Source organism: Brevibacillus sp. FW306-2-1A-C05A (genome assembly GCF_058781555.1).
Map to the genome: position 1 here is coordinate 277,530 of NZ_JBYSWV010000001.1, position 14,579 is coordinate 292,108.

11 protein-coding genes and 1 pseudogene are annotated in these 14,579 nt (G+C 55.3%); 6 read left to right on the forward strand and 6 right to left on the reverse strand.

Going from position 1 to position 14,579, the window contains the following annotated elements; translation table 11 throughout:
• Positions 1-193 precede the first annotated feature (193 nt).
• From AC3WJN_RS01465 to AC3WJN_RS01475, 3 genes are all read right to left on the reverse strand, one after another.
• Entirely contained in the window at positions 194-1,336 is a 1,143-nt protein-coding gene (locus AC3WJN_RS01465) for a glycosyltransferase family 4 protein (protein WP_005831085.1), read from the reverse strand.
• A gap of 25 nt (positions 1,337-1,361) precedes the next feature.
• Complete coding sequence (locus AC3WJN_RS01470) at positions 1,362-3,128, reverse strand: CotS family spore coat protein (protein ID WP_007779081.1); 1,767 nt, start codon at positions 3,126-3,128, stop codon at positions 1,362-1,364.
• 162 nt (positions 3,129-3,290) lie between these two features.
• Positions 3,291-6,572, reverse strand: a complete 3,282-nt coding sequence (locus AC3WJN_RS01475) for a DEAD/DEAH box helicase (RefSeq protein WP_005831083.1) — start codon at positions 6,570-6,572, stop codon at positions 3,291-3,293.
• 107 nt (positions 6,573-6,679) lie between these two features.
• Between AC3WJN_RS01475 and AC3WJN_RS01480 the strand changes: the two are divergent.
• Positions 6,680-7,088 (forward strand): annotated as a pseudogene (locus AC3WJN_RS01480) (transposase); the annotation flags it as partial.
• 156 nt (positions 7,089-7,244) lie between these two features.
• On the opposite strand, the gene AC3WJN_RS01485 reads toward AC3WJN_RS01480, so the two are convergent.
• Complete coding sequence (locus tag AC3WJN_RS01485; protein WP_007779087.1) at positions 7,245-7,409, reverse strand: hypothetical protein; 165 nt, start codon at positions 7,407-7,409, stop codon at positions 7,245-7,247.
• A 251-nt stretch (positions 7,410-7,660) separates the two neighbouring features.
• Between AC3WJN_RS01485 and pdaA the strand changes: the two genes are divergently transcribed.
• Positions 7,661-8,461 carry a delta-lactam-biosynthetic de-N-acetylase gene (gene pdaA, locus AC3WJN_RS01490; protein WP_005831081.1) on the forward strand — a complete coding sequence of 267 codons (801 nt, stop codon included), beginning with the start codon at positions 7,661-7,663 and terminating at the stop codon, positions 8,459-8,461.
• A gap of 206 nt (positions 8,462-8,667) precedes the next feature.
• Here the strand turns inward: pdaA and aspA are convergent, their stop codons facing one another.
• A complete protein-coding gene (aspA, locus tag AC3WJN_RS01495; RefSeq protein ID WP_007779092.1) occupies positions 8,668-10,092 on the reverse strand; it encodes an aspartate ammonia-lyase in 1,425 nt (474 codons plus the stop codon).
• A 161-nt stretch (positions 10,093-10,253) separates the two neighbouring features.
• On the opposite strand from aspA, the gene AC3WJN_RS01500 reads away from it, so the two are divergent.
• The 3 genes from AC3WJN_RS01500 to AC3WJN_RS01510 all read left to right on the forward strand — a co-directional run bounded on the left by AC3WJN_RS01500 (position 10,254) and on the right by AC3WJN_RS01510 (position 12,570).
• On the forward strand, positions 10,254-10,730 hold the full coding sequence (locus AC3WJN_RS01500; protein WP_007779095.1) for a Gmad2 immunoglobulin-like domain-containing protein: 477 nt from the start codon (positions 10,254-10,256) through the stop codon (positions 10,728-10,730).
• Between the two features lie 113 nt (positions 10,731-10,843).
• On the forward strand, positions 10,844-11,371 hold the full coding sequence (locus AC3WJN_RS01505; RefSeq protein WP_007779097.1) for a cysteine hydrolase family protein: 528 nt from the start codon (positions 10,844-10,846) through the stop codon (positions 11,369-11,371).
• A gap of 452 nt (positions 11,372-11,823) precedes the next feature.
• Complete coding sequence (locus tag AC3WJN_RS01510; protein ID WP_005831075.1) at positions 11,824-12,570, forward strand: YwaF family protein; 747 nt, start codon at positions 11,824-11,826, stop codon at positions 12,568-12,570.
• 11 nt (positions 12,571-12,581) lie between these two features.
• Here the strand turns inward: AC3WJN_RS01510 and AC3WJN_RS01515 are convergent, their stop codons facing one another.
• Positions 12,582-13,457: a LysR family transcriptional regulator gene (locus tag AC3WJN_RS01515; RefSeq protein ID WP_005831073.1), complete on the reverse strand. Its 876-nt coding sequence runs from the start codon at positions 13,455-13,457 to the stop codon at positions 12,582-12,584.
• 152 nt (positions 13,458-13,609) lie between these two features.
• On the opposite strand from AC3WJN_RS01515, the gene AC3WJN_RS01520 reads away from it, so the two are divergent.
• Positions 13,610-14,497 carry a DMT family transporter gene (locus tag AC3WJN_RS01520; protein ID WP_005831071.1) on the forward strand — a complete coding sequence of 296 codons (888 nt, stop codon included), beginning with the start codon at positions 13,610-13,612 and terminating at the stop codon, positions 14,495-14,497.
• Positions 14,498-14,579: the final 82 nt, after the last annotated feature.

Here is a 14,579-nt window from a genome sequence, read left to right on the forward strand (position 1 = left end):
CTTAAAAAGCCGGGAGTGGGGGAGCCGCTTTTTTCCGTCTTTGCTTGCACAGCTTTTGGACAAGCTTGTGGCGAGCTTGTGCGCCTGCCTGCCGCAGGCTTGTCCCTTTCTCCCCTGCAAGAAAAACGGACCAAGCACCCACTTCTCCCCTCTCTCTCGAAAAAAGTGGGTATTTGCGTCCTGTCAGCTCACGCTACAAGTTCCTCCATACGTCCAGCACTTCCCGGGCCACGCGCTCCCACGTAAACCGCTGTTCCGCCAACTGTCGGCCGCTGTTCCCCATTCTGCGCTGCAGGTCGCGGCTGGACAGAAGCTGCTTCAGTTGAGTGGCAAAAGACTGCGGGTTTTCCGGCTCTTCGACGAGCAGGCCGTTTCCGCCGATAATCACTTCCGCATTGCCCCCGCGTTTTGTCGTCACAAACGGCAGCCCTGCAGCCATCGCTTCGTAGTGGACGCGGGCGAGCGGCTCCTCCCATTGCGAAGGACAGACAAAGATATCGCCTGCCCAAAACCAGTGGTGGATGTTCTCTGCTGCCACATAGCCTGTCGTGATGACAGGAATCGGCGAACGATCCGCCAGCGCGCGCACATAGGCGACATAGTCGCTGATTTTATCGACGCCGTACCAGGAGCCTCCGACCAGCACAAGCGCGATGTCGGATTTGTAGGCCGAAAGCTCGTTCATCGCCCGCACGAGGATGTCCGCCCCTTTTTTCGGGGTCAGTCTGCCGACGAACAAAATGACCTGCCTGTTCCCGATGTTGTGGGCAGCCCGCAGCTCCTGGCGAATTTTTCGTGCAGCCTGCGAGCTCTCCCACGGGACGAACGTCTGTAGATCGACACCGGAATAGATCGTGCGCAGTTTCCCTTGCGTTTCCGGGTAGAGCGACGCAAGGACGCGTCCTACATAATCGCTGATCGTGATGATCGTCGACGTGTTGGCGATGGCGCTCGCCGCTTCCGCCGGGGGAATTTTCGCCGCATCGAACATGTCGTTGTGCATGCTCAGTACGATCCGTGCGTTCGGGCATACTTCGCGAATCAAGGGAACCAGCCGCGGTCGGTTGAACACGTGAATCACATCGTATGCATTCGCTCGCAAAAACGCGAGAACTTCCTGGGCGTAGATTTCGAAGACACCGTGTCCATTCACACGCGCATAGCGAACATTTCGCACACGTTCGTCCATGGCGAGCGTTGGGTCCGACGTCCCTAAAATGGTAAGGTCGTGATGCTTCCCGAGCGTATCCGCGATCCCGGCTATATACGTCTGGATGGCACCGCCCCGCACCGGGGGAACGGGCAGCTTTTCCGTACAGATCATGACTACCTTCATCCGAATTCTCCTTTCCTGACACTACTCATCGCATGTTTCTGCCTGTTTTTTTTGCTTTCACCGCGCGCGGCTTCTTTGCCTGATTACTGGTCAATTTGCGGCTTGGAGCTGCTGCCTTTTTGTAAGGATGCTTGACGGCTGCATGCTGAGTGCCTCGGGGAGAACTGGACCGTTTTGCAAGTTGGGTTCCTGTTTTTGCTTTTTCGTTCGACTTGCCAGTCTTTTTGAGCGCTTTTCCTGCGGGCAGCTTGGCGCTTGCTTTTTTGGCGACCGAACTTTTGTTCAGAACGGTTTTCTTGCCCGTTTTGCTTGCTGTTTTTACCGAGCCGGTTGACGCTGCCTTTTTCTTCACTGGCTTGCTCCCGGCTTTTTTCACAGTAGCTACTATCGGCTTCAGGCGCTCGCTCTGCCTGCTCGCTGGCGTCGTTGTCTCTGCGAAAGGCAGCTCGGGATTAGGGAAGAGCACGACATCTGGCGGCTTTTTCGCGGCCACAGCAGTTCGAACAGGCTTACTTTCTTTTTCGGGGAGACGAATAAGCTTTCCGGGTTCCACATCGACTGGCTTGCTCTCACCTTTTGCCGCCGGATTTGGCGAAGCGAGCTGCCAGTTTGCCTGATCTGATGCACTCGCAGGCGCTTGGCGCACGGTCGTGGCCGGGACGGCAGCCTGGGTGTAATCGCCGGGCTGGTACTGGCTGATGTCTTTCGCCAGCTCCGCCAATGCCTGGTCTTTTGTCTGGTCGGTGGAGAGGATTCGCTGCAGGATGGCCTCTGCTTCCGTGTTCAAGAACGTGACAGGATCGTAAAACATTTCCTTCAGATGCTTGTAAAATTCATTTGGCGCCGCCAGGTCGATCAAAAGCACCTCAAATGACTCCCGATCGAGCGGGTTAGCCCGGTGATACGCCTCGATCATTCCTCTCATCCACGTCAAATCCCAGACACCCATGTCGTCCATTGTGCTTGTAATCAGCTTGCGCAGGTCGCGGAACGGCAAATCGTAAGCCACACCGTCCAGGTCGATGACCCAAAGCCCGCCTGGTCCATTCTGTCCATTGGACCAGCCATAGTCCTGATGAACTACTCCCCAGTGCGGTTCACCCATCTGCACCATTCTTGGATAGGCAGATGCCTTCAGACGCTCCAGCGCATCCAATGCTTGTCGCTCATACTTGTCTACGACAGATAGAATCGAGTTGCTTGCGGTCGTCTCCCCATAGGCTTTTGCCATCTCACGCATCCAGCCGATTTTTTTGGCAATCTTTTGATAGTAGTTGGGCCAACGGTACAGGCGGGAAGAATTTTTCGCCCCTTGTGGCGGCACGTATCCTTTCGAATGTCGATGAAATTCTCCCAGGCCGAAGCACAGCTCCTGCGCTCCTGCCAAGTCTACTTTGGTCGCTTGCGTAAGGGCAATCCAGTCCGTGACAATCCACAGCTTTCCGCCCTTTTCCACGAAGAGCTTTCCGTCTCTGGCCGGAATGAGCGCGGGAACTCTGGCCCCCTGTCTGACGACGTATTCCTGCAAGCCAACACTGTAAAGACTCCGCTCCGGTGTGCGGTGCAGCACTTTCAGACTGCGCGGCCCTTTGTCTGTCTCGATCCGCCAGATCGCGCCGCCTTTGTCCGGCTTCGAGGTAATCAGCGTCTTGCTGCTGACGGACATCTCGTATTCTTTCATGACGAGCTCCGCGATCGCATCGACTTCCGGAGGTACTTGCATATCCCAGTCGACAGGCGCAGGTTGGCCGTCGTCCCGGGTGTCCCATGGCTTGATGACGTATTGTTCCATTTCCTTCCCCCCCCCCCACGTTCCTTGTTAAAGCGCTCACCTTCTTCCTAAAATATTCATGCGCGCAGGTTGACGAAACGGACAAATACCCTTGGGAACTTGCCAATTCCACGCGCGAAAAAGCGGCCGGACCTGCGCACAAAGGACGCAAGTCGGGCCGCTTTAGCCGATCATCAATATTTCCCGGATGTCTTCTTCGCTCATGGAGGAGATCGCTTCCTCGCCTGGCGCTATGACTTCCTCAATCAAATGCTTTTTCTTTTGCTGAAGCTCGTACATTTTTTCCTCTACCGTCCCCTGCGCGACCAGCCGAATGACCTGGACGACGTTTTTTTGCCCGATGCGGTGCGCCCTGTCCGCCGCCTGCTCCTCTACAGCCGGATTCCACCACAGATCGTACAAAATGACGGTGTCGGCTCCGGTCAGGTTCAAGCCTGTTCCCCCGGCTTTTAAAGACAGGAGAAACAAGTCGCCCTCTCCGTCGTTAAATCGGTTGCACAACTCGATGCGCCGGGCGGCTGGCGTGTTGCCGTCCAGGTAAAAAAACGGGACGCCGTAAGCCCCAAGCTCTCGTCCGATGATCGAAAGCATTTCCGTAAATTGCGAGAACAAAAGCACCCTCCGCCCCGCGCTCCGGCATTCCTCCAGCACTTCCAGCAGTTGCTCGAATTTGGCCGAGCTGCCTTCGTAGCCTTCCACGAACAGGCCAGGATGGCAGCAAAGCTGGCGAAGCCGGGTCAAGCCGGCCAATATTTTGATCCGGTTTTTGTCAAAGGTGCGCTCGTGCAAATGTTTGGCGGCCTCCTGCTGCAACTGCGCCAAGTACGCGATGTACAGCTTTTTTTGCTCCGGCAAAAGCTCGGTGGCTTGCAGCGATTCGATTTTTTCCGGCAGCTCACGCAGCACCTCGGTTTTCAGCCTGCGCAAAAGGAACGGCCGCGCACGCCTGGCGATGGCGTCTCGGGGCAAATCCTGAAATTCCTTGCGCCCGGGAAACAGTTGTGGAAACACAACGTCGAAGATCGACCACAGTTCCTCCAGCCTGTTTTCGATCGGCGTCCCCGTCAAGGCAAAGCGGTGCTTGGCAAAAATGCGCTTCACGACCTGCGCCGTCTGTGTCGCATAGTTTTTGAACGCCTGCGCCTCGTCCAGAATCAGCGTATGGAACGTGCGCTGGGCGTACTCCGTGTAATCTCTGCGCAGCAGCGGATAAGACGTAATCCACACATCGGCATCTCCCGCTTCCTTTCGCGCCTGGTTCCGTTCTTCCTTGCTGCCGTCCACGACGCGCACGCTCAGCTCAGGAGCAAACTTGTGCAGCTCGTTGCGCCAGTTGTACAAAAGCGACGCAGGCGAGACGATCAGCACCGGCTGCTTTTCGCGGCGAATGTCCGGCAGCTTGGCGAGGATGTACGCGATGCTTTGCACCGTTTTGCCAAGGCCCATATCGTCCGCCAAAATGCCGCCGAAGCCGTAGTGGGCGAGCGTCATCAGCCACTGGAAGCCGAACTTCTGGTAATCGCGGAGCACAGGCTGCATCGTGTCCGGAACGTGGAAGTCGAGATTGTCCGGGTTGCGCATATTTTCCAAAAAGCTCCGCAGCGCCTTGCCCAACTGCACCGTCTTGCCCGGCTGGGACGAATCGAGCAAGCGCAAGCCGCGAAAGGCCGGGAGCGCAAAGCCGTTCCCGATCCATTCCGCCTGGCGAATCCCCAGCTCATCCAGGAACCGGTTGATCTGTTCAAATTCTTTTGTATCAAGCGGCAGCAGCGCTCCTGTCGGCAAGCGGTAATATTTGCGCTTTTCCTCCAGCGCCTGCAGCAGTTGTTTGATTTCGGAGGGCGGAAAGCCTTCGATATCGAAGCGAACCTCCAGCCAGTTCGTCCGCTCGTTCACATCGGCTTTCACTTTGGGCGGCGCGTGCAAGGAGTGCAGCCGCAGCTTGACCGCCGTCGTCGCATACACCTTGCACCATTTTTCCAGCTCGGAGACGGTCTGGTGCAAAAACTCGAACTCGGCTTCCTCGTCTTCAAGGTAATACCCCTCTTCGGTCCGGGTGAACGCGCTGTTGTCCATCAGCTCCAAAATGCGCTGCTCCCGCTCGCCGTCGCGCAGTAAAATCTGATCGTTGCGGCGCTGTTGCCCATTCGTCTCTTTTGCCAGCGGATTGATGACGATGTCGCCATACTGAAACTCCAGCCCGGCCAACAGCCGCTCCCGTACCCGGTCCAAATAGAGCCGAGCCTGCAGTTGCGTCTGGACGATCCGATCGGCGACCGCCTGCGCGATCTGCACGCTGCCCAGCTTCATCAGCCCAGGGACGACCCTGGTCATGAACGACTCCATTTTCTCCTGCGGAACCGCGATGTCCTCGCGCTGATGCGCCTCCAGCATCTGCTTGAGCTGCGCGAGACTTTTGCACGCGTCAGCGGACTGCCGCATCCAGACGCCGCCGTGCAGGACAAACCCGTACGCCTCCAGCACGGTCAGCTCGGCAAGCCCGTCCACTGTCAGCCGATACTCGTTTTCGCGCTCCCCCGCATCGAAGGCGAACTGCAGCGGCACCTTTCCCGTCTGCGCCTGAAACTGCTCATACGTGCGCTCGCCCTGCTGGACGCGCACACCGGGAGCCTGCCCGAGCAAATCGAACAGCTTGTCCCAGGCAAACGGCGGCAAAATCAACGTGCGCTCCGTCCCCACCGGCTTTGGCTCCTGATAGCCGTAGCCAGCCGTCTCCCGATACAGCTTTTCATGCTGGAACACGCGGATCAGCTCCTGGAGAATCGCCTCCTGCTCGGGCAAAAAGCGGTGGCTTTCCGGGTCGTAAGTAAAATGCGCGGAAAAGACGGTCGGCTGCCTGCTCTCCAGCCGCTTCAAAAACTCGCGAATGTTTTTTACGACGTACAGCCGCTTCGGCCCCAGCTTCAGTTCAAGCCCGATTACCGATTTGCGAAAGCCATACGGTATCACTTTGCAAATGATTTCCAGCTCCAGCAACGCTCGCTGGTCGAACAGCGCTTTTCGCGTGCCTATACTGTGCGGACGCGGCTTGCCGAACAGATCGAAAATGCCCTGCGTCAGTTGCGCTTCGCTTGCGGCGGAGCCGTCCGCACCCGGTAAACGCGTCCCCCGGCTCGCCTGTGGCGCCAAATCGTCCGCTGACAGATCGCGCATTGCCAAAAGAGCCGCCGCGATATGCTGGCAGTATTGTTCATACGAATGCAGCGTCGGACAGCTACACGCCGCCACGAGCCCTGCCTCATCCAGTTCGAGCATCACCCGATAGTCGTGGCTGCCCGCCCGCACGGTGGCCCGGACGCGGGCAGGCTCGGGCTGGAAGTGGTCGATGCTCACTTTTTGCGAGCGGTAAAACGCTTTTCCCCGTTCAAAGGAGAGTCGGCCACACCATTCTTTTATCATTTGCTGGCTGATTGAAAAGCTCATTGCCCCTACCTGCCTCATCTTTGTAAAATATGTTTCATGATAGCAGATTTGGAAAGCAAAAAGATACGCCTTGGCGAGAGGCCACTGTCACACAGACACGGCTTGACATCGCCCAGTTGCCTAAAATTACGGAACCGTTGAATCTGCTCCAAGAAACCGTCGAAGATGACGTGGAGCAATTGCGAATTTCAGAAGATCAGGACGCGCGAGTTGGCCACAAAAGTGCGGATTCCTCGTTCTTTGGATACAAGACACATCTCGCCTTGACCGAGGAACGGATCATAACGGCGGCCGTGGTTACGACAGGAGAAAAAAGCGACGGCAAGCAACTCCAGGCACTCATTGAGAAAAGCAAGGCAGCGGGCATGAACGTGAATTGAAGCCAAGAATAGCGAACTCAAGCATAGGCACGGGTATGATGTAGCTACATCCTCGAACTTGTTAGGTATGGAGCTGCAAGGCGCTATGGCGATATTCGCGGTTAATCTCAAGCGTATACTGAAATTGGCGGACTAAAAAAAGGGAAATGCAGTAACAAAAAAGCGACACCTGTCAGGAAAAACGGAACAGGTGTCGCTTATTTTTTTACAAAAATCTCAGATCACCGGCAAAACCTAAGTTCTTCAGTGGCCTCCTTGGCGAGCGTATCTTTTTTTCGTATTTAGCAAGAAATCAGTCTTCGTCCTCTTCATCGTCGTCGTCTTCCAGGACCGGGTCCTGATTTTTGGAGAAGATCCACTTTTTCTTGGTGCCGTCCTCGTACTCTACCTTGACTTCGATCTCTTCAATATATTCGTCCTCACCAACAGCGTCACGCAAATACCTCAACCAATCCATGACTACACCTCCTGGTAACGGATGATGACATGCCTGTCGTCAGCGGCTTTTCCGTCGACATTGATACTATATGACAAACGTCTTTTGCCTGGCATGGTTCACTGTCCCTTTCCGCCGCGCAAGTTTTACCCAACTTGCCGTCCCCGTTTCCCGCCCTGCTCGTTACATATTTGCAAGGGGACTGGACAAACTTTGGATGGAAACGTCCGTGCTACCGTCATGACTTGGGATAGGAAAGGAGTGCCAGAATGATGAAACCACGCTACAAAAAGCTGCTTCACGTTGGCGCCATTCTGCTTTTGGCGTTCACCCTGCCGCTGCATGCGGCTGTCGCCCATCAGGACCATCCATACCATTTCGGCTTCAAAAAAAGCAAGAATGGACAGCTTCCTTCGATCAACGAAGAAGGCTTCAAAAGCATTGTAGATCGGCACGGCGCTGTTTTTTTGGGAGACACGTCGAAAAAAGAGCTGTATTTGACATTTGACAACGGGTATGAAAACGGCTTTACCCCGGCGATCCTGGACACGCTGCAAGCGAAAAAAGTGCCCGCGATTTTTTTTGTGACGGGCCATTACGTCAAGGAACAGCCTGAACTGTTGAAGCGGATGACGCAAGAAGGCCATCTCATCGGCAACCACTCCTGGAGCCATCCGGATATGACGACCGTGTCCAACGAAAAAATCAAGGAGGAGCTGACACGGGTCAGCGAGGCAGTCGCCAAAGTGACCGGACAGGCGAACATGCGTTACCTGCGTCCGCCCAGAGGCATTTTCAGCGACCGCACACTCGCCGTCAGCAAGGAGCTGGGCTATACGAACGTATTTTGGTCGATCGCCTACAAGGACTGGGATACAAAAGTGCAGCGCGGGGCGAAGTACGCATTTGACAGCGTCATGAGCCAGTTGCATCCGGGAGCCGTGATTCTCTTGCACTCTGTTTCCAAGGACAACGCAGATGCGCTCGGGTCCATCATCGACGAGGCCCGCAAGCGCGGCTACGAATTTAAAAGCCTGGACCAGTTGCCGCAAAAGCAGGCTGGCACTCCGTAAGCTTTGACAAAGGGCGGGTCGCAAGCTCTCCCGCGAAACAATTGTGTGTCGACTAGAAAACTTGGCTGTGCCAAGCGATTGGCGCAGCTTTAGTTGCCTTTATACTGGACAACAATCTTATCCATTCTTATCTGTACAAAAAAACTCCCGCTGCCTCGTCAGTTTCAGACAAGGGCGGGAGTTTTTGCACACATTCCGTTTTACGATTATTCGCGATCCAACAGGGAAGCGCCAGCAATACCCGGATGAGTCATCTCGAACGGATCGAGAATCAGGTCCAGCTCTTCTTCCGTCAGGACGTTGTACTGCAAGCACAGCTCGCGCACCGATTTTCCGGTCAAAATCGCTTCGCGCGCAATGCGGGCAGCCGTTTCATAGCCGAGATGCGGGTTGACGGCTGTGATGACGCCTACGCTTTTTTCTACGTATTCTTTCATCCGCTCGCGGTTTGCCTCGATTCCTTCCAGACAATAGCGCGTAAAGGCGCGGAATGCGTTGTCCATGATGCTGATCGACTGCAGCAGGTTGAAGACCAGCACCGGCTCCATTACGTTCAGCTCCAGTTGACCTGCTTCGGAAGCGAGGCAAATGGTGTGGTCGTTTCCGATTACCTGGAATGCCACCTGGTTAATGACCTCTGCCATGACCGGATTGACTTTGCCCGGCATGATCGAAGAGCCTGGCTGGCGCGCTGGCAGCGAAATCTCGCCCAGTCCCGCACGCGGTCCGGATGCCATCAGACGCAGGTCGTTGGCGATTTTGGACATGTTCATCATGCATACTTTCAGCGCTGCGGATACTTCTGTGTACGCGTCCGTGTTTTGCGTAGCGTCTACGAGATGCTCCGCCCCGACGAGCGGGAAGCCGCTGATTTCCGCCAGATGCTTGACCACGGTGGTAATGTAGCGCGGGTCGGCGTTCAGGCCTGTCCCGACAGCAGTCGCCCCCATGTTCACTTCGTACAGGTGCTGGCGGGATTGCTTGATCCGCTTGATATCGCGCTCCAGCACGCGACGATACGCTTCGAACTCCTGGCCGAGACGGATCGGAACGGCATCCTGCAAATGCGTGCGCCCCATCTTGATGACGTCATCGAACTCTTTTGCTTTTTGGCCAAAAGCGTCATGCATTGTCTCCATGGTCACGAGCAGCTTTTCCAGCAAATCGAGCGTCGCGATGTGGATCGCCGTCGGGAAAGCGTCGTTGGTCGACTGCGACATGTTGACGTGTGTATTTGGACTGAGATGGAAGTAATCTCCTTTTTTCTCTCCGATAAGCTCCAGACCGCGGTTGGCGATCACTTCGTTCGCATTCATGTTAATGGATGTTCCCGCACCGCCCTGAATGGGGTCCACGATGAATTGATCGTGCCATTTTCCGTCAATGATCTCCTGCGCGGCTGCCACAATCGCATTGCCGAGTCGCGGATTCAGACGGGAAACCTCCATGTTCGCAAGGGCCGCCGCTTTTTTGACCATTGCCATTGCGATAATCAGGGAAGAATGAAGACGATACCCGGTAATCGGGAAGTTTTCTGTCGCCCGCATCGTTTGCACGCCATAGTAGGCATCTACGGGAATTTCCTTTTCACCGAGAAAGTCTTTTTCCGTGCGAAATGTTTGTTGTACCATTCTTATCAGACCAGCTTTCTAGGAATAGTGGTTACTGCTACCTCCCCATTTTAGCACAGATTCGAAGTGGTATGACCAGTAGTTTGTAACACCGTACGGCTTTTTTACGTCTTACCAAGTGAACAGCTCCACCCACAATCTCGACAGAATCGAGGGATACTATGAAAAAGCTTCTTTTCGTCTTGTTGACAGTCGGTCTGTTGCAAGGCTGCACGAGCGCTCCGCCTGCGCAGGAAAATCCGCCTGTCACGCAGCCGGAAACGCCAGCCCCTGCCCAGCCGCAGACTCCGGCAGAACAGCCGCCTGCCGAGCAGCCGGAAACGAAAGAAACCGTCTATGCCAATGATATTTTTCGCAATGTCACCGTGAAAAAAACAGGGGAGGATACATTTGAAGTAAAAGGGCAGGCGCAAGTGTTCGAAGCCGTCGTCAACTACGTCGTGGAAGACGGGCACAACGAGCTGACGGAAGGCTTTTTCCAAACCTCTGCCGGAGCTCCGGAATGGGGCGACTTCACGCAAACCGTGAAGGTGAAAAAAGCCGAACCGAACAGCACGCTCATGCTGATCCTGTTTGAAGTGAGCGCGAAGGACGGCAGCCGCCGGATGGAGCTAATCATTCCGTTGCCAGAGGAATAGACGCTTCGCCGACGCGAGATTTTTTTCCAGTTTTTTCATTCCCTCTCTTCCATGTTCATGCCTGTCCGTTATAATGAGAGAGATTCATGATACGTGGGGAGGATGACTGTCGGATGAAGAAAACTGCCTTGCTCGTCGTCGATGTACAAAACTTGCTCGTAGAACACTGCTACCAGGGACAACAAATCGTCGAGCGGATCAAACGCCTGATCGCGGAGGCGAGAGAACGCGAACTTCCCGTTATCTACGTGCAGCATCATGAAGCGGATGAACTGGTTTTCGGATCGCCAGGCTGGGAAATTCCCGCTTCCATCAAGCCGGAAGAAACCGATCCGGTGGTTCACAAAACAGCGCCAGACTCTTTCTACGAAACAGGCCTGCACGACAAGCTCCAATCGATGTCCATTGAAAAGCTGATCGTCGTTGGCTTTCAAACCGACTACTGTGTGGATACGACGTGCAGAAGCGCCATTTCTTTGAACTACGATGTGACACTCGTCAGCGATTGCCACTCCACCGTAGACTCCCCCGCCCTCAAGGCAGCCGACATCATCGCCCATCACAATACGACTTTGCACGGCTTTGGCACCCCGCAGCATACCATTAGGGGCAAAGATTCCGCATCGGTTTGGGAAGCGTAGCTTTTTTGGCCACGAAAAAAACCATTGGGGCGATGACTCCAATGGTTTTTTCGAAAAATCATAACCCTCTCGCTTGGAGAGGGTCATGATGCGTCAGACTTCTATCTATAGTGTGTGGCAACATGCTGACTTGCGTCGTGCTGCTACTTTTGCTCGCTTTGTTCTTCCTTGTAGCAATCCATGCAAAGGGCACCATTGTTCTCGATCTCGTAATCTGTCAAGCGAGCCTGGCAAGATTTGCACTGTTTTTCCGTGAGCACCAAGTTCAAGACTATATCTCCTCTCAATGATGTACGTTAGTCTAGTTACATTATAACCGATGATTGATATCCGCCAAGCAAGCTTGTGTTAAAATTTCGTGAATTCTCTCAATTATACATAGAAGCTTGCGAAAGCCTTTCCGCCAGGCCCCTACAGCTTGCGCCGAACCAACATCCCCCAGGGAGGATCAGATGAACTCGCCTTCTTTTTCGTTGACCATTTCCGAGGAGCCTTTTCAGCTTTTCTCGCTCCCGCACCTGCTGGCTCTCGCGGTTACCCTTGGCCTGCTGCTGCTTTTGTACCTGTTTCGCCGCCAGTTGCAAGCACCTGCGGCCAAGCGCGCCTTTCGGTTTGCTTTGGCTGGCGTGCTGCTCTTGTCCGAGGTGGCTTTTCAACTCTGGCATGTGCTGACGGATAGCTGGTCGGCTGCCTATACGCTGCCTTTGCAACTGTGCAGCGTCACGCTCCTGCTGTCTGTCATCATGCTGCTTGCCAGAAGCTATCGCGTGTACGAGATCGCTTTTTTTGCCGGGATCGGCGGCGCAGCCCAGGCACTGCTTACGCCCGAGTTGTTTTATCCGTTCCCGCACTTTCGCTTTGTGCATTTTTTTGTCGCCCATGCCGGGATTATTCTCGCCTGCCTGTACATGACGTGGGTGGAAGGCTGTCGCCCGACTTTTCGCTCCGTGCTGAAAACGATGGGGTTTCTCAACGCGCTTCTGGTTGTGGCGCTCGTCGCGAACGCCTGGACAGGCGGCAACTATCTCTTCGTCTCGCGCAAGCCGGACAATCCGAGCCTCATCGACTTTTTGGGGCCGTATCCTTGGTACATCCTCTCGCTGGAAGGGGTTGCTGTCGCGCTCTTTTCGCTTTTGTACGTGCCGTTTTGGCGGAAAACGCCCGCCTCCGTCCCTGCCGAGCGGGATTTGTCGTCGTGACCCGCGTCTTTCTACCCTTGCTCGCGCACCCACTCGGTCACGACTTGCAAAAAGCGTTTGGCTGCGGGCGACTGCTTGCTAAACGACGTCGCCGCCACGCCGAGCGAACGGTAATGCTCGCCCGCGAGCGGAATCATGCGGATGTTGGGCGGCAGGCAAAACAGGATCATTTCCGGGAGGATGCTGATGCCCAGCCCGTTTTGCACCATGGCGATAATCGCGTGGTCGTCCCCTACCTCGTACTTGACGCGCGGCTGTAGCTGATACTGCGCAAGCAAGCGCTGAATGTCGTTGTCGCAGCCTTCTTTCGGCATGATGAACGTTTCTTCGGCCAGGCGGCTCACATGCACCCGCTCTTCCTGATAGAGCGGGTGTTCGTCTGTGACGAGCAAGTATAGCTGGTCTTTTTTCAACGGAATCGACTCCAGGTCTTCTGTCGTCGGCAGCGAGACGAAGCCCATGTCCACTTCGCCCGTCTGAATCCAGCTCTCGATTCCGTCGTAGTAGCCTTCGAACAGCTTGACCTCGATGGCGGGATACAAGTCCTGAAACCGTTTGAGGATGCCTGGCAGCCATTGCGTGGATACGCTGGTGAACGTCCCGATCCGCACCGTCCCCACCTCCATGCCATTGATCGCGTACACTTCCTGCTGCATCCGCTCCTGCGCCCGCAACATTTCCCGCATGTACGGCAGCAGCCGCTCGCCGTTGCTCGTCAGGCTGATACCGGAGCGCCCGCGCGTCAGGATCGAGAAACCGAACTCCCGCTCCAGGCTGGCGAGGGCGTGGCTGATGGCGGACTGCGTCAAGCCGAGCATTTCTCCTGCTTTTGTCAGACTCCCCGATTCGATGACGGTGACAAACACTTCGTACTTGCCGAGACTCACGTCGCTTTGCCTCCTTTCTTTTTCATTAAATCTTTTCATGAAAAGCATGATAAACATTCATTTTTCTTATTCAAACAATACTCTTATACTGAGGATGACGCAACGCGATTTCTTCATGGTTAGCCTGTTTCATGCGGGCAAGGAGGCTGGAAATGAAACCGCAAGTAAAAGCCGATCTGGCAATGCTTCTGGTTACCCTTTTTTGGGGATCTTCTTATTTGTTCATGCAAATGGGGCTGAAGGATTTGGAAACCTTCAACCTGATCGCCATCCGCTTCGGCATTGCCTTCGTTCTCGCGGCTGCCATTTTTCACAGGCGGCTGCGCGGCACCAGTCGCAAGACGCTCGGCCACGCCTTTATTCTCGGCACGATTTTGTTCGGCGTGTTTGCCACGGTCACAAACGGCGTCAAATCGACGACCGCTTCGCAAGCCGGATTTTTGGTCAGCCTGACGGTGATCTTCGTCCCGCTGCTGTCCATCCTGCTGCGCAATCGGCCGGAAAAGCGCGTATTTGTCGGCGCCGGACTGGCGATGGTCGGGATCGGCCTGTTGACGCTCAGTTCCGAGTTGCACATCAGCCAGGGGGATTTGCTGTGCATCGCCGGAGCGCTCTGCTACGCGACGCACATCACCGTGACGGGCAGATGGGCTTCGTTTTCGGACACGATTCAACTCGGCATTTACCAGCTCGGTTTTACTGCCTTGCTCGGCCTGCTGTTTTCCTGTTTGTTCGAATCGCCTGCCCTGCCGCATTCCGCAGAAGGCTGGGTCGCCGTGCTCGCTCTCAGCGTCCTGTGCAGCGCGATCGGCTTCGTCGTCCAGACTGTCGCGCAAAAATATACGACGCCGACGCATACCGGGCTGATTTTTTCGCTGGAGCCTGTCTTCGCCGCCCTGTTTGCGTTTTTGTTCGCGGGCGAAATCCTTACCGTGCGCGGGTATATCGGCGCAGCGCTCGTCTTAGTCAGCGTGCTGATTGCCGAAATCGACGTAGTCAAATGGCTGCGGAGCAAGCGGCAGACGAGGCTGTCGGCCTGACGCGTCGTCTGGCGCAACATTGGGCGCATGGGAAAACAGTCCAAAAAACCGGCTCCGTATGCGAAAGCCGGTTTTCTTGTCG